General features: G+C 64.3%; 13 protein-coding genes. 5 read left to right on the plus strand and 8 right to left on the minus strand.

Annotated elements, in window-relative coordinates; translation table 11 throughout:
* Positions 1–12 precede the first annotated feature (12 nt).
* From ACIPUD_RS32330 to ACIPUD_RS32345, 4 genes are all read right to left on the minus strand, one after another.
* Positions 13–1,626: a benzoate-CoA ligase family protein gene (locus ACIPUD_RS32330; protein WP_018452991.1), complete on the minus strand. Its 1,614-nt coding sequence runs from the start codon at positions 1,624–1,626 to the stop codon at positions 13–15.
* Positions 1,623–2,762, minus strand: a complete 1,140-nt coding sequence (locus ACIPUD_RS32335; protein WP_446482259.1) for an FAD-dependent monooxygenase — start codon at positions 2,760–2,762, stop codon at positions 1,623–1,625. The genes ACIPUD_RS32330 and ACIPUD_RS32335 overlap by 4 nt, the downstream gene beginning before the upstream one ends.
* A 267-nt stretch (positions 2,763–3,029) precedes the next feature.
* Positions 3,030–3,875: a cysteine rich repeat-containing protein gene (locus ACIPUD_RS32340; protein WP_446482260.1), complete on the minus strand. Its 846-nt coding sequence runs from the start codon at positions 3,873–3,875 to the stop codon at positions 3,030–3,032.
* A 151-nt stretch (positions 3,876–4,026) separates the two neighbouring features.
* The gene (locus ACIPUD_RS32345; protein WP_085351601.1) at positions 4,027–5,028 is read right to left on the minus strand and encodes an NADP-dependent oxidoreductase; all 1,002 of its coding nucleotides are present in this window, start codon (positions 5,026–5,028) and stop codon (positions 4,027–4,029) included.
* Between the two features lie 207 nt (positions 5,029–5,235).
* On the opposite strand from ACIPUD_RS32345, the gene ACIPUD_RS32350 reads away from it, so the two are divergent.
* Both ACIPUD_RS32350 and ACIPUD_RS32355 read left to right on the plus strand, forming a co-directional pair.
* Positions 5,236–6,531, plus strand: coding sequence for a dicarboxylate/amino acid:cation symporter (locus tag ACIPUD_RS32350; RefSeq protein ID WP_027569994.1), 1,296 nt, complete (start codon positions 5,236–5,238; stop codon positions 6,529–6,531).
* Between the two features lie 12 nt (positions 6,532–6,543).
* Complete coding sequence (locus ACIPUD_RS32355) at positions 6,544–7,464, plus strand: amino acid ABC transporter substrate-binding protein (RefSeq protein WP_247820938.1); 921 nt, start codon at positions 6,544–6,546, stop codon at positions 7,462–7,464.
* Between the two features lie 72 nt (positions 7,465–7,536).
* Here the strand turns inward: ACIPUD_RS32355 and ACIPUD_RS32360 are convergent, their stop codons facing one another.
* From ACIPUD_RS32360 to ACIPUD_RS32375, 4 genes are all read right to left on the minus strand, one after another.
* Positions 7,537–7,902: a nuclear transport factor 2 family protein gene (locus tag ACIPUD_RS32360; RefSeq protein ID WP_018452997.1), complete on the minus strand. Its 366-nt coding sequence runs from the start codon at positions 7,900–7,902 to the stop codon at positions 7,537–7,539.
* 166 nt (positions 7,903–8,068) lie between these two features.
* Positions 8,069–8,419 carry a RidA family protein gene (locus ACIPUD_RS32365; RefSeq protein ID WP_007599359.1) on the minus strand — a complete coding sequence of 117 codons (351 nt, stop codon included), beginning with the start codon at positions 8,417–8,419 and terminating at the stop codon, positions 8,069–8,071.
* A gap of 133 nt (positions 8,420–8,552) precedes the next feature.
* Entirely contained in the window at positions 8,553–9,473 is a 921-nt protein-coding gene (locus ACIPUD_RS32370) for an extracellular catalytic domain type 1 short-chain-length polyhydroxyalkanoate depolymerase (protein WP_085383583.1), read from the minus strand.
* On the minus strand, positions 9,474–11,132 hold the full coding sequence (locus tag ACIPUD_RS32375; RefSeq protein ID WP_204514025.1) for an FAD-binding dehydrogenase: 1,659 nt from the start codon (positions 11,130–11,132) through the stop codon (positions 9,474–9,476).
* A 293-nt stretch (positions 11,133–11,425) separates the two neighbouring features.
* On the opposite strand from ACIPUD_RS32375, the gene ACIPUD_RS32380 reads away from it, so the two are divergent.
* From ACIPUD_RS32380 to ACIPUD_RS32390, 3 genes are all read left to right on the plus strand, one after another.
* Positions 11,426–11,896 (plus strand): hypothetical protein, encoded by a 471-nt coding sequence (locus tag ACIPUD_RS32380; RefSeq protein ID WP_018453000.1) that lies wholly within the window; start codon positions 11,426–11,428, stop codon positions 11,894–11,896.
* A gap of 253 nt (positions 11,897–12,149) precedes the next feature.
* A complete protein-coding gene (locus tag ACIPUD_RS32385; protein ID WP_026232437.1) occupies positions 12,150–12,344 on the plus strand; it encodes a hypothetical protein in 195 nt (64 codons plus the stop codon).
* Positions 12,345–12,368: 24 nt separating this feature from the next.
* Positions 12,369–12,959 carry an SCO family protein gene (locus ACIPUD_RS32390; RefSeq protein WP_018453003.1) on the plus strand — a complete coding sequence of 197 codons (591 nt, stop codon included), beginning with the start codon at positions 12,369–12,371 and terminating at the stop codon, positions 12,957–12,959.
* Positions 12,960–12,996: the final 37 nt, after the last annotated feature.

Here is a 12,996-nt window from a genome sequence, read left to right on the forward strand (position 1 = left end):
GGCAGCGGTGGCTCACATCCTCAGCAACGCCTGCCGGTCGATCTTCCCCGTGCCGGTCTTCGGCAGCTCGTCGATGAAGATCACCTCGCGCGGATATTTGTAAGGAAGCAGTTTGCCCTTCACGTAATCCTGCAGCCGCCGGGTCGTTTCGCTTTGATCCGCCGCGCGGGTGTTCATCACCACCACTGCCTTAAGCGTCATGCGCCGGTCCGGCAGCTCGGCGGCGAACACCGCGCATTCGCGGATGTCCGGGTGGTCGGCGAGGCAAAGCTCAACCTCGAGCGGGTAGACCCATTGGCCGGAGATCTTGATGAGATCGTCGGCGCGGCCGCGGAAGAAGTGAAAGCCATCGCCATCGCGGACGAAGCGGTCGCCGGTGTAGATCCAGCCGCCTTCGCGGATGGTCTCGGCGGATTTGTCCGGCCGGTTCCAGTACAGCGGCGTGTTGGAATCGCCGCGCACCCACAAGATGCCTTCCTCGTCGTCGGCGACATCGCGGCCGTCCTTGTCGCGCAGCGCGACCTCGTAGCCGGGCACGCGCAGGCCGGCGGCGCCGAGCTTCTTCCGCTCGGGGCGGTTGGAGAGATAGATGTGCAGCACCTCGGTCGAGCCGAGGCCTTCCACGATCTCGAGACCGGTGAGCGTCTTCCAGCCGTTGAAGACGTCGGCCGAGAGCACCTCGGCGGCCGAGAGCGCCATGCGCAGTGAGGAGAAGTCGGTCTTGTTCGCACCCTCGGCCTTGGTCAGCGATGTATAAAGCGTCGGCAGGCCGAAGAAGACCGTCGGCCTGTACTGCTCGATCGCCGAAAAGATTGCCACGGGCTTCGGCTGGCCGGGCAACAGCAGTGTCGTCGCGCCCGCCGAGAACGGGAAGGTGATCGCGTTGCCGAAGCCATAGGCGAAGAAGATTTTTGGCACCGAGAAGCAGATGTCATCCGGCGTCAGCTTCAAGACGTTCTGCGCAAAGGCGACTTCGCTATAGGCCATGTCGTGCTGGAGATGCACGATGCCCTTGGGGCGGCCGGTCGATCCGGACGAATACATCCAGAACGCCATCTCGTTGCGATGCGTGTCGGCTTCCGCGAGCTCAGTCGGAAACTGGGGGAGCCAGCCGGCGGCGGAAACGGCGTTCGGCGCGGCGTGATCGCTCGCCGGGCCATTGACGACGACCAGGGTATGCAGGGCCGTGTCCTTGCAGGCCTCGGCGTTGAAACGTGCACAGAACTCGGCGTCCGCCACCGCAACAGTCGCGCCGGAATCGGCGAGATAGAATTGCAGCAGATCCGGCGGTGTCAGCGTGTTGATCAGCAATGGCACGAAGCCGGCGCGCACCGCGCCGAAGAACGCGGCCGGGTAGGCCGGAGTGTCATCGAGGAACAACAGCACGCGATCGCCGCGCTTGAGGCCAAGCGAGGCAAAGCCGTTGCCCCAGCGCCCGGCTTCCGCGCAGAGCTCCGCGTAGGTGCGCGTGCTCGCGGGGCCGATGAGCGCGAGCTTGTCACCGTGGCCTTTGCCGACATTGTCGAACAGCACGCGGCTGGCATTGTAGACCTGCGGAACGGAAAAGCCGATCTCGCGCGCGCCCGCGCAGTCGGCGGGCACCTGGTCGTGAATCTGCCGGCTCATGCCTCGTCCCCACCGTTCTTGGCGGCTTCGTAGCGCGCCATGAAGCCCGGCGACATCGCGCGCAGGCGGGAGTCGTCGATGCGGCCGGAGCGGGTGATGTAGCTATAGGCAAAGTCCATCAGGCCCTGCTGCATGTGCTGAGCAAAGTGCTCGTACCAGAAAGCGCTGGTCCGCGCGGCATTGACGAGCTTCTGCACCACCGGCTTTCGCGCGGCCTGGTAGCGATGCAGGGCGGTCGAGAGATGGGCGTCCGATTCCAGCGCCTTGACCAGTGCAATGGCGTCCTCGATCGCGAGCCGCGTGCCCGAGCCGATCGAAAAATGCGCCGAGTGCAGGGCGTCACCGAGCAGCACCATGTTCTTGAACGACCAGTGCTCGTTCCAGACCCAGGGGAAGTTGCGCCAGACCGATTTGTTGGAGACCAGCGAGCGGCCGCCGAGCGTGTCGGCGAACACCTCCTCGCAGACACCTTTGGACTGCTCCACGTCTTTGTAGGCGAAACCGTAGGCCTGCCACGTCGCATGATCGCATTCGACCAGGAACGTGCTCATGGTCGGCGAGTAGCGGTAGTGGTGGGCGTTGAAGGCGCCGCGGTCGGTCTTCACAAAGGTCTGCGACAGCGTGTCGAAGCGCTTCGAGGTGCCGTACCAGACGAACTTGTTGGAGGAGTAGGACAGCGAGGTGCCGAAATCGCCCTCGAAGGCGCGGCGCACCAGCGAGTTCAGCCCGTCGGCAGCGACGATCAGATCGTGCCCGTTGAGCTGATCGATCGCATGAATCGGCGTGTCAAAGCGCGGGGTGACGCCGGCATCAATCGCGCGCTGCTGCAGGAATCGCAAGAGCTCGAGCCGGCCGATCGAGGAGAAGCCGACGCCGTCGATGGCCACGCTGTCGCCGCTCAGGTTCAGCGTAATGTTTTCCCAGCTCTCCATGTGCGGCGCGATCGCGTCGACCGTCTCGGGGTCGTCGGCGCGCAGGAATTCCAGGGCCTGATCAGAAAACACCACGCCAAAGCCCCAGGTCGCGTCGGCCGGGTTCTGTTCGAACAGGTCGACTTGATCCTCGGGGTGGCGCTTCTTCCAGAGATAGGCGAAGTAGAGCCCACCGGGCCCCCCGCCAATCACGGCGATCCGCAACGTCTGCCTCCCTAATTGACAGTATACTTACTATCTAGGGGTAGACTAATGTGCTCCGGCCACCCGCGCCAGCGGAATTATCGGCAAGCCGCGCGGCACACCACAGCTCACGTCCGAACGCGCGTTTGGCGCGTGTCCGAAGCAGTGACCTTGCGAAGCATAGCCAAACCGTGGCGGCTTGGCCATCCGCCCCGTCAGACGCAGCGCTTCACCCGTACGCCGCCCACGAGCACGGTGGTGCAGCGGACCGCCGGATGGCACGCTTCTCTAGCGTGCCGCGAACGGCGCCAGCACGTCCTTGCAGGCAGGTGACAGCGACGCGGCGTTGCTGGCGATGCACTGCACGATGCGGCCGCCGCCAGGCGCTACGCCGGCGCACAGCGTGCGGATGTCGGCACCGCAGGCGGAGCGGACGATGAACAGCTCTTCGCGCGGCCGCAGCGGGCGCAACGCGATCACGGCGGGCGCGGCTGCCGGTGCTGCCGCCGCCGCGGGAGCCGCGCCCGGAGGTGCCGCCGTTGCTGCCGTGCCACCGCCGCCGGCCGCGGCGCTCACGGCCTTCTCGCAGGCCGGCGAAACCTTTGCCTTGTTCTTCTCGAGGCATTCGAGCGCAGGCGCGCCGCCTGGCGGCACGCTGGCGCACACCTTGGGATAATCGGCGCGGCACGCGCTCTTGACGGCAGCGACCTGCGCGCTGCTCGGCTGTTTGGCTGCCGCGGCCTTCGGCGCTGCTCCAGATGCCGGCTTTGCGGCGGGGGCGGTTTCAGCCTTCGGCGCGGCAGGCGCGGCCTCCGCCTTGGGTGGAGCCTCTTTGGGTGCAGCCTCTTTGGGGGCAGCCTCGGTCTTCGGCGCCGCAGCAGGCTCGACGGCGCGGACCGCGGTTTGGCATCCCGAGGACAGGCTGGACATGTTCTTCTGCAGGCATTGATAGGCTTCCACGCCGCCGGGCGTGACGCTCGCGCAGTGCGCCATGAAATCCGAGCGGCATGCGGAGCGGATCGCGCTCTTCTGCGCCTCGGTCGGCGCTTGTGCGAATGCGCCTGCTGCAGTTGCGAAGAGAGCCGCCGCCAGCAACGCCCCGCATGCCGACGCATGTTTCAACGTGTTGAACATCCGAGTAATTCCTGCCCTGTCGGCAACGCCGACAATTTTTCAAATGTGATGCAAACAATCGTCGCGGGTGATGCCGCGCGCGACATCATTGGCCGCCGCGACCTCTACCGCAAGTAGATATTGGCTTTGCAATTGCGACGTAACTACGTCGTCAGAGCTTGATCATCCGCTTGCCGCGGTTCTCGCCCGCCAGCAATCCGATCAGCGCCTTCGGCGTGTTCTCGAGGCCGTCGATGATGTCCTCCTGCACCTTCAGCTTGCCGGATGTGACCCAGGCCTGGAGGTCGGCGAGCGCTCGCTGACTCTCTTTCATGTAGTCCATCACGATGAAGCCTTGCATGACGAGCCGCTTCACCACGATCAGGCCGGGCACACCGCGCGGGCCGTGTGCCGAGGGCGCGCCGTCATATTGCGAGATCGCACCGCAGCAGGCGATGCGGCCGTAATTGTTCATCTGCGGCAGGCAGGCTTCGAGAATGTCGCCGCCGACATTGTCGAAATAGACATCGATGCCCTTCGGAGCCGCCGCGCGCAACGCCTTGAACACCGCGCCGTCCTTGTAGTCGACGGCGGCATCGAAGCCGAGTTCGGAGGTCAGCCAGCTGCACTTGTCGGCGCCGCCGGCGATGCCGATGACCCGGCATCCCTTGATCTTCGCGATTTGCCCGACGATCGAGCCGACCGAGCCCGCGGCCGCGGAGACCACGACCGTCTCGCCCTCTCTGGGCTTGCCGATCTCCAGCAGGCCGAAATAGGCGGTGAGGCCGGCAATGCCGAACACGCTGAGCAGATGCGTCATCGGCTCGAGCTTCGGCATCTTGGTGAGATGCTTGGCGGGCACTGTCGCCAACTCCTGCCAGCCGGTGTCGCCGAACACGATGTCGCCCGGCGCAAGCTCCGGAGCCTTCGAGCTGATGACCTCGGCGATGGCGCCGCCGGCCATCACGCTGTTGGCCTCCACCGCTGAACGATAGGTCGCGCCGTGCATCCAGGCGCGGTTGGCGGCGTCGAGCGAGATGTAACGCACGCGCAGCAAGGCCTCGCCGTCCTTCGGCTCGGGCACCGCACCTTCGACCAGCTTGAAGTGCTCGGGACCGAGCTTGCCGCTGGGCTTTTCCACCAAAAGAATCTGACGATTGATGCTGCCGCTCATGATGTTTCCCCTCGGTCGTTTGACGATTATTGATGCAGCGGCCGCAAGAAAAACGTGCAAGCCGCTTTCGTTGTGCGCTGCATGAAGGCTAGATCGCGGGCGCCAGTTTCGCAACGGGAACATCCGCCCGACGATCGCACGCCAAGCGTGTTGCGCAGTCGTCATATCTGCGACATCATGAAGCGGTCGGTGTAGCGGGGGTGTTCAATGTCGAACAGGTTTACGCAATTCATTCTGGTGGCGATGGTGCTCGGCATCATCATGGGCGCGGCGATCTACAATTTCCTGCCCGACACGCGGGGCGACTGGGCCTCGTCCATCAACCTGATCGCCGTGATTTTCCTGCGCCTGATCAAGATGATCATCGCGCCGCTGGTATTTGCGACCCTGGTCGGCGGCATTGCTCATATGGGCTCGGGCTCCAAGCTCGGCCGCATCTTCGCCAAGACCATGGGCTGGTTCGTCAGCGCCTCTTTCGTCTCGCTGATGCTCGGCCTCGTGATGGTCAATCTGCTCCAGCCCGGCGCGAATTTCCCGGGTACGCTGCCTGACAAGGCGCAGTCGACCGGCCTGCCGGTTTCCGCCTTCTCGATCGAAAAATTCCTGACCCATCTGATCCCGACCTCGATCGCGGATGCGATGGCGCAGAACGAGATCCTGCAGATCGTGATCTTCGCCGTGTTCTTCTCGGTGGCGATGGGCTCGATGCCCGAGCGCTCCAAGCCGATCCTGGCGCTGATCGACGACATCGGCCACATCATGCTCAAGGTGACGGGCTATGTGATGCTGTTCGCGCCGTTCGCGGTCTGGGCCGCGATCACCGCGACGGTGGCCAAGAACGGCCTGCTGGTGCTCTGGAAGCTCATCGTCTTCATGGGTGGCTTCTATCTCTCGCTCGCGCTCCTGTGGGGCATCCTCGTGGTCGTGGGCTTCATCGTGATCGGGCCGCGCTACGCCCATCTGCTGAAGCTGATCCGCGAGCCGCTGATGATCGCGTTCTCCACCGCGAGCTCGGAAGCGGCGTATCCGAAAACTCTGGAGGGGTTGAACAAGTTCGGCGCCTCGTCGCGGATATCGAGCTTCGTGCTGCCGCTCGGCTATTCCTTCAATCTCGACGGCACGATGATGTACTGCACCTTCGCGAGCGTCTTCATCGCGCAGAGCTATCACATCGACATGCCGCTCGGCACCCAGCTCGCGATGCTGGCAACGCTGATGATCACCTCGAAGGGCGTGGCCGGCGTGCCGCGCGCCTCCCTCGTGGTGATCGCCTCGACGCTCTCGCAGTTCGGCATCCCCGAGGCGGGGCTGTTGATGATCATGGGCATCGACACCTTCCTCGACATGGGCCGCAGCGCCACCAACGTGATCGGCAACACGCTCGCGACCTCGGTCGTGGCCAAGTGGGAAGGCGAGCTCGGGCCCGAGCACGAGCTTGAACCTGGCGATGCCGTGCCGGGGGACATGATCCCCGGCGAAGTGCCTGCGATGGCCGGCCATTGATCGGAGTGCATCATGCGCCTTTCAATGGCGATATCGGGCGGCCTGTTGCTGGCAGCGTGCCTGCTGGCCACGGGTGCCTCCGCCCAGACCGGTGGCAGCGAAGGGCTTAGCCCGACGCTGTCGGCGATCAAGACCGCGCACACCGTGCGCCTCGGCTATCGCGAGAGCTCGCCGCCGTTCTCCTTCCTCGACCAGGCCAACCGGCCGATCGGCTACAGCCTCGAGCTTTGCGAGGCTATTGTCGAGGAGATCGGCGTCGAGGTCGACGATCCCAATCTGAAGATCGCCTACGTCAAGGTCACCTCCGATGACCGCATCGACGCCGTGCTCCAGAACAAGATCGACCTGGAATGCGGCTCGACCACGGCCAATGCCGAGCGCGGCAAGCGCGTCGCCTTCTCGCCGCTGATGTTCGTCGCCGGCACCAAGCTGATGGTGCCGAAGGCGTCCAGCGTCCAGTCACTGACTGATCTGAAGGGCAAGACCGTCGTGGTGACGAAGGGCACCACCAACGAGCAGGCGATCCAGGCGGCCGACAAGAAGTCATCGTTGGGACTGAACATCGTTGTCGGTGCCGATCACGAACAGTCATACCAGATGCTCGTCGACGGCAAGGCCGATGCGTTCGCGACCGACGACATCCTGCTGTCCAGCCTGATCGTGCGTCACAAGGCGCAGGACAAGTTCCGCGTCACCGGCGATTACCTGTCCTACGACCCCTACGGCATCATGTTCCGCAAGGGCGAACCGCAACTGGCGGCGGTGGTCGATCGCACTTTCCGCAAGCTCGGCTCCAACCACGACCTCGTCCCGCTCTACAACAAATGGTTCACCGCACGGCTTCCGACCGGCGAACGGCTGAACGTGCCGATCTCGCTGCAGCTGGAGGAAGCCTTCAAGGCGATGGACGATTCCGCGAGCGCGAATAACTAGCGCCTGTGCGACGAACGAAAGTGTGCCCTCTCCCTTACCGGGGGAGAGGGCGCAGCAACGAGCAGCGCGCGCTCACGTGCCGGCGGGCACCTGGTCCAGAAATCCCGTGATGCTCCTGATACGGCCGTCCTTCAGCACGGCGAAATCCGTCCCCTTGATCGGGCTGTCGATGCCGTCAGGACCAAGGCCCCAACTGAAGCGGACATGGTCGCCGTAGCCGTTGGGCTCGCCGATCAGCTTGAATTTGAAATCAGGGAAGCGCTGCTGCACGCCTGCGATCAGCGCATCGACGCCGTCATGGCCGTCGCCCTTCATCAGGGGATCGACATAGCTCGCATCCGCCGTCCAGTTCTGGCTCAGCAGTTCGCGCCGGCGGTCAGCTGCACGTTCGTTCCAGAGATCGATGTAGCGGCGAGCGATGGTGATGGGATCGGTCATTGTCGTCTCCTTCGATGGCGCCGTGTCGTTCGGCTGACATGATTATCGAAGGTTTGCGCGCGCTGATCGATTACCTCGGAGGTCATGCGCATGATGCGGGAAAGTGTGAAGCGGTTTCCCGATCGGATCATGCGCCGACAAGCGCGCGCAAATGTTTGTCGCGAACTTACTTGGCCGCCGTGACCATGATTTCGACGGTGTATTGTGCCGCCGCGAGCTTGGCTTCGACGGTGGCGCGTGCCGGCGTGTTGCCGGGCGAGACCCAGGCGTCCCACACCGCGTTCATCTCGCCAAACGTCTTCATGTCGGTGATGTAGATCGTGGCCGAAAGAAGTTTGGACTTGTCGGTGCCGGCCTTGGCGAGATGGCTGTCGATAGTCGCCAGAATGTCCTGGGTCTGCTTCGTCACGCTTTCGCCGGCGGCGTTGTTGGCGACGACACCGGCGAGATAGACTGTGTTACCGTGCACGACGACCTGGCTCATGCGCGGGCCGGTTTCAAGACGCTGAATGCTCATTGGGGGTCTCCTTTGAATGGCGGCCCTGTCTAGCGCAGCGGCTTGCCCTGTGCCACCCCTGGCACGCATGCGTTGCCGGGCACGCATGCGTTGCCAGGCACGCATGCGTCGTCGGCGATGCCTGAGTTGCACTTCAGGGAAACTGGCCGAAGAACGTCCAGATCGTTTCGGCTGCGTCGATGTCGCCGTTCTGCGACCCGAGCAAGCTGGCGGCGACCTTCGGGAAGCGGGCATCCGGAAAAAATCCGGGCATGCGATGACCGCCTTGATTGATGCGATAAAGCACGACGTCGTGCCCTTCAGGACAGCGCGAGGAGATCCGCGTCACCGTGGACTGGTCTGCTGGCGCCCTGTCGGGCAAATCGGTCATGTCGGCATTATCGGTCTCGCAGCCGTTGAGCTTGCGCCAGAACGCAAGCGTCTCGTCGGTGGACCAAAAACTGTCTGCGGCATAATAGCTCGATCCGCGGCCGCCTTCGTAGGGGACCAGCGGATCGGCGGTGCCGTTCATCAGCAGCATCGGCAACGGCCGCGACGGATGGCACGTGACAGCGGTCTCATCAGTGAGGTTCATGCTCACGCTCGCGCCGGCAGCAAACAGATCGGCGCGGGCGCAGACCAGCGTCATTGCCATGGCGCCGCCATTGGAGATGCCGGTGACATAGACGCGGCGAGGATCGGCGGTGCCGTTCGCCACCAGCTTCTCGACGAGCTTTGCGATGAAGGCGACGTCGTCGGTGCCTGCGGGCGGGCCACGGAGCGCCGGTCCCGCCTTGGTCCTCGCATCGGCCCATGCGTGGTTGAGGCCATCAGGAAAGACCACCGCAAACCCTTCGCGCTTTGCGACCTGCGGCCACGCCGTCCGCGTCATCATGTCGGCTCCGCGCTGCGTCTTGCCGTGCAGCACGACGACGAGCGGCACGAGCCGCTTCGACGGCAGTTGCACAGTGTAGGACCGCTTCACACCGTCAATATCGATCGTATCCGCGGACGCAGCCGAGGCAGCGGCTAATGCCGCAACAAACGCCCCGATGCGCAGCCGCGGCCGCATCATCTAGCCCACGGCCTTCGCCGCGGCCCGGCCCGCATTGCGGCCCGAGAACAGGCAGCCGCCGAGGAACGTGCCTTCCAGCGAACGATAGCCGTGCACGCCGCCGCCGCCGAAGCCGGCGGCTTCGCCGGCTGCATAGAGGCCGGGGATGACGCTGCCCTCCTCGCCGAACACGCGCGAAGAGAGGTCGGTCTCGAAACCGCCGAGCGTCTTGCGGGTGAGGATGTTGAGCTTGACCGCGATCAGCGGCCCTTGCGCGGGATCGAGGATGCGGTGAGGGGAGGCGGTGCGGATCAGTCTGTCGCCGATATAGCGCCGCGCATTGTGAATGTTCATCACCTGCGCATCCTTGACGTAAGGGTTGGCGATCTCTCGGTCGCGCGCCTCGATCTGCATCCTGATGTGCTCGAGCTTGAGGAGGTCGCTGCCGGCCAGCTTGTTCATGGCCGCAACGAGATCCTCGATCTTGTCGCGCACGATGAAGTCGACACCATGGCTTTTGAACGCTTCCACCGGCGCCGGCGCGCCCTTGTTGGTGGCGCGCTTGATGGTCATGCGCCAGCTCTTGCCGGTGAGGTCGGGATTCTGCTCCGAGCCCGACAGCGCAAACTCCTTCTTGATGATGCTCTGGGTCAGGATGAACCAGGAATAATCGTAGCCGGTGGACATGATGTATTGGAGCTGGCCGAGCGTGTCGGAGCCGGGAAACAACGGCGCCGGCAGGCGCGTGCCGGTGGCGTCGAACCACATCGAGGAGGGGCCGGGCAGGATGCGGATGCCGTGGCGCGGCCAGATCGGTGACCAGTTCTGGATGCCTTCGACATAATGCCACATGCGGTCGCGGTTGATCAGCCGCGCGCCTGCCTTCTCGGTGATGCCGATCATGCGGCCGTCGACATGCTCGGGCACGCCGGAGATCATGAATTTCGGCGGCGCGCCGAGTCGCTTCGGCCAGTTCTGCCGCACCAGCTCGTGATTGCCGCCGATGCCGCCGGACGCCACGATCACGGCTTGGGCCTTCAACGCAAACTCGCCGACAACATTGCGCGACGAACTCTTGCCGCGCTCGACATTGTCGGGGGCGAGAATGGCGCCGCCGACGCCATCCACCGTACCGTTGGTGATCGAGAGCGCATCGACGCGATGGCGGAACCGAAAGCTCAGCCGGCCGCTTCTGACCGCCTCGCGCGCCCGGCGCTCGAACGGCTCGACGATGCCGGGCCCGGTGCCCCAGGTGACATGAAAGCGCGGCACCGAATTGCCGTGGCCCATCGCGTCATAACCACCGCGCTCGGCCCATCCGACCACGGGGAAAATGCGATGGCCCATCGCTCGCAGCCATGCACGCTTCTCGCCGGCCGCGAACGCCACATAGGCTTCGGCCCATTGCCGCGGCCAGAAATCCTCGTCGCGGTCGAAGCCGGCGGTGCCGAGCCAGTCCTGCATCGCGAGGTCGAAGGAGTCCTTGATGCCGAGCCGGCGCTGCTCCGGCGAATCGACCAGGAACAATCCGCCGAACGACCAGAACGCCTGGCCGCCGAGCGACTGCTCGCCCTCCTGGTCGACCACGATTACGCGCTTGCCGGCGTCCGCGATCTCGGTTGCGGCCACCAGGCCCGACAGTCCTGCGCCGACAACGATGACGTCAGTCTCTTCAGCCATCTGTTCGGCCATATGTTTCCCCCTCCATGTGTTTCGCCCTCCACAGGTTCCTCCCTGTAGTTGCCCGGATTGAAGCCGGCGGTTGCAACTGAGATCAAGAGGACGGCGCGTAAGACATCGTTAACTTGTTCCACTTCGGGAAAAAGACCGGCTGAGTGCAGCGCCGGCGCAACACTGGATTTGAATTTGTTTTGAGCGAGCCGGCATGCCTAGACAAAACCGCGGTTACGACGGACCCTAGCAGGGCATCACCACCTGACACACAGATTCGAATTCGACTGGGGCGGGGGCCAATGAAGTTTCTGACGGGGTTGCTTGCGGCGGTTCTCCTGATCGCGAGCATGGGCGCTTCTCACGCGGTGGTTCGGATTGCGGATGACCGCGGTGGCCGGATCGGAACCTACGTCGACAAATACCAGGACCTGCGGCAGTCGGGCGACACCGTCATCATCGACGGTCTCTGCGCCTCTGCCTGCACCATCGTCCTCGGCGCCATCCCGCCTGACCGCATCTGCGTGACGTCGCACGCCACACTGGGCTTCCACGCCGCGTGGGATTTCGGCAGCAACGGCCGCGCCGTCACCAATACCGAAGCGACCCAGATGCTCTATGCGATGTATCCCTCGCAGGTGAAGCGCTGGATCAATCAGCGCGGCGGCCTCACCCCGCATATGCTCTTCCTGAAGGGCCGGCAGCTCCAGGCTATGTACAAGCCTTGCTACCTCGACGCGCAGGCCTCGGCCAACAAGCCATCGTCGCGGTAGGCCGCGGCAGTCATTCGCCTTTCACTAATCTGTCGTCATGGCCGGGCTTGTCCCGGCCATCCACGTTCTTGGGCCCGGCTGGAAAGTCCGTGGATGCCCGGGCCTTCGCCTCGCGGAAGCGGCTTCGGCCGCGCAAGCCCGGCATGACGGAGAACCTCCGTATCACAAGTTCTCCAGCCCGCCCGCCGCGCTTGCCCGGCCCGGTCCCAGCGCCTATTTGAAAGGCAGGGAACCCTTCACCCCGATCGTTGTCATGGCTCAACCACTGCACCCTACCCATCCTGTATCGGACAATTCGCCCACTGCCGGCCGGACGCCGGTCGTGCTGCTGTTGGCAGGTGCTGGCGTCGGCGGCCTGGTCGTGCTCGGCGCGCTCGCGCTCTGGTTCCACTACGGCAGCCAGGTGTTCTTCGAAATGATCAGGACCGGTCTTGCCGCCTGCTTCTGACACGCGACAGGAAGTTTTCCGCTCATGAGCCCTACCGCCCGTCCGCTGGTGATCGCGACCGCCTTCGCCGCAAGCCTCGTCCTCGGGCTGCTGATCGTATTCTGGGCCATGGGCGGGGTCGGCAAGGTGGCGCAGCCGGCCGCGATCGGCGGCCCGTTCCAGCTCACCGACCAGAACGGCAAGACCGTCACCGACAAGAACCTCAAGGGCAAGCCGACCCTGATCTTCTTCGGCTACACCCATTGTCCCGACGTCTGCCCAACCTCGCTGTTCGAGATCTCGGAAGTGCTGCGCGCGATGGGCAAGGACGCCGACAAGGTCAATGCCGTCTTCATCTCGGTCGATCCCGAGCGCGATACGCCGGCCGCGATGAAGGATTATCTGTCGAGCTTCGACCCGCACCTCGAAGGGCTGAGCGGCGATCCTGCCGAGACCGCCAAGGTGATCACCTCCTACCGGGTCTATGCCAAGAAGGTCCCGACCAAGGACGGCGACTACACCATGGACCACACGGCGCTGATCTATCTGATGGATCGCGACGGCCGCTTCGTCTCGCCGTTCAACCTGAAGCGCACGCCGGAAGAAGCCGCAGGGGAGTTGAAGCGGTATCTGTAGGCTCCCCTATTTGACCGCAATCCGCGCTCGCGTTCCC

It is taken from the genome of Bradyrhizobium sp. CAR08 (genome assembly GCF_052871955.1).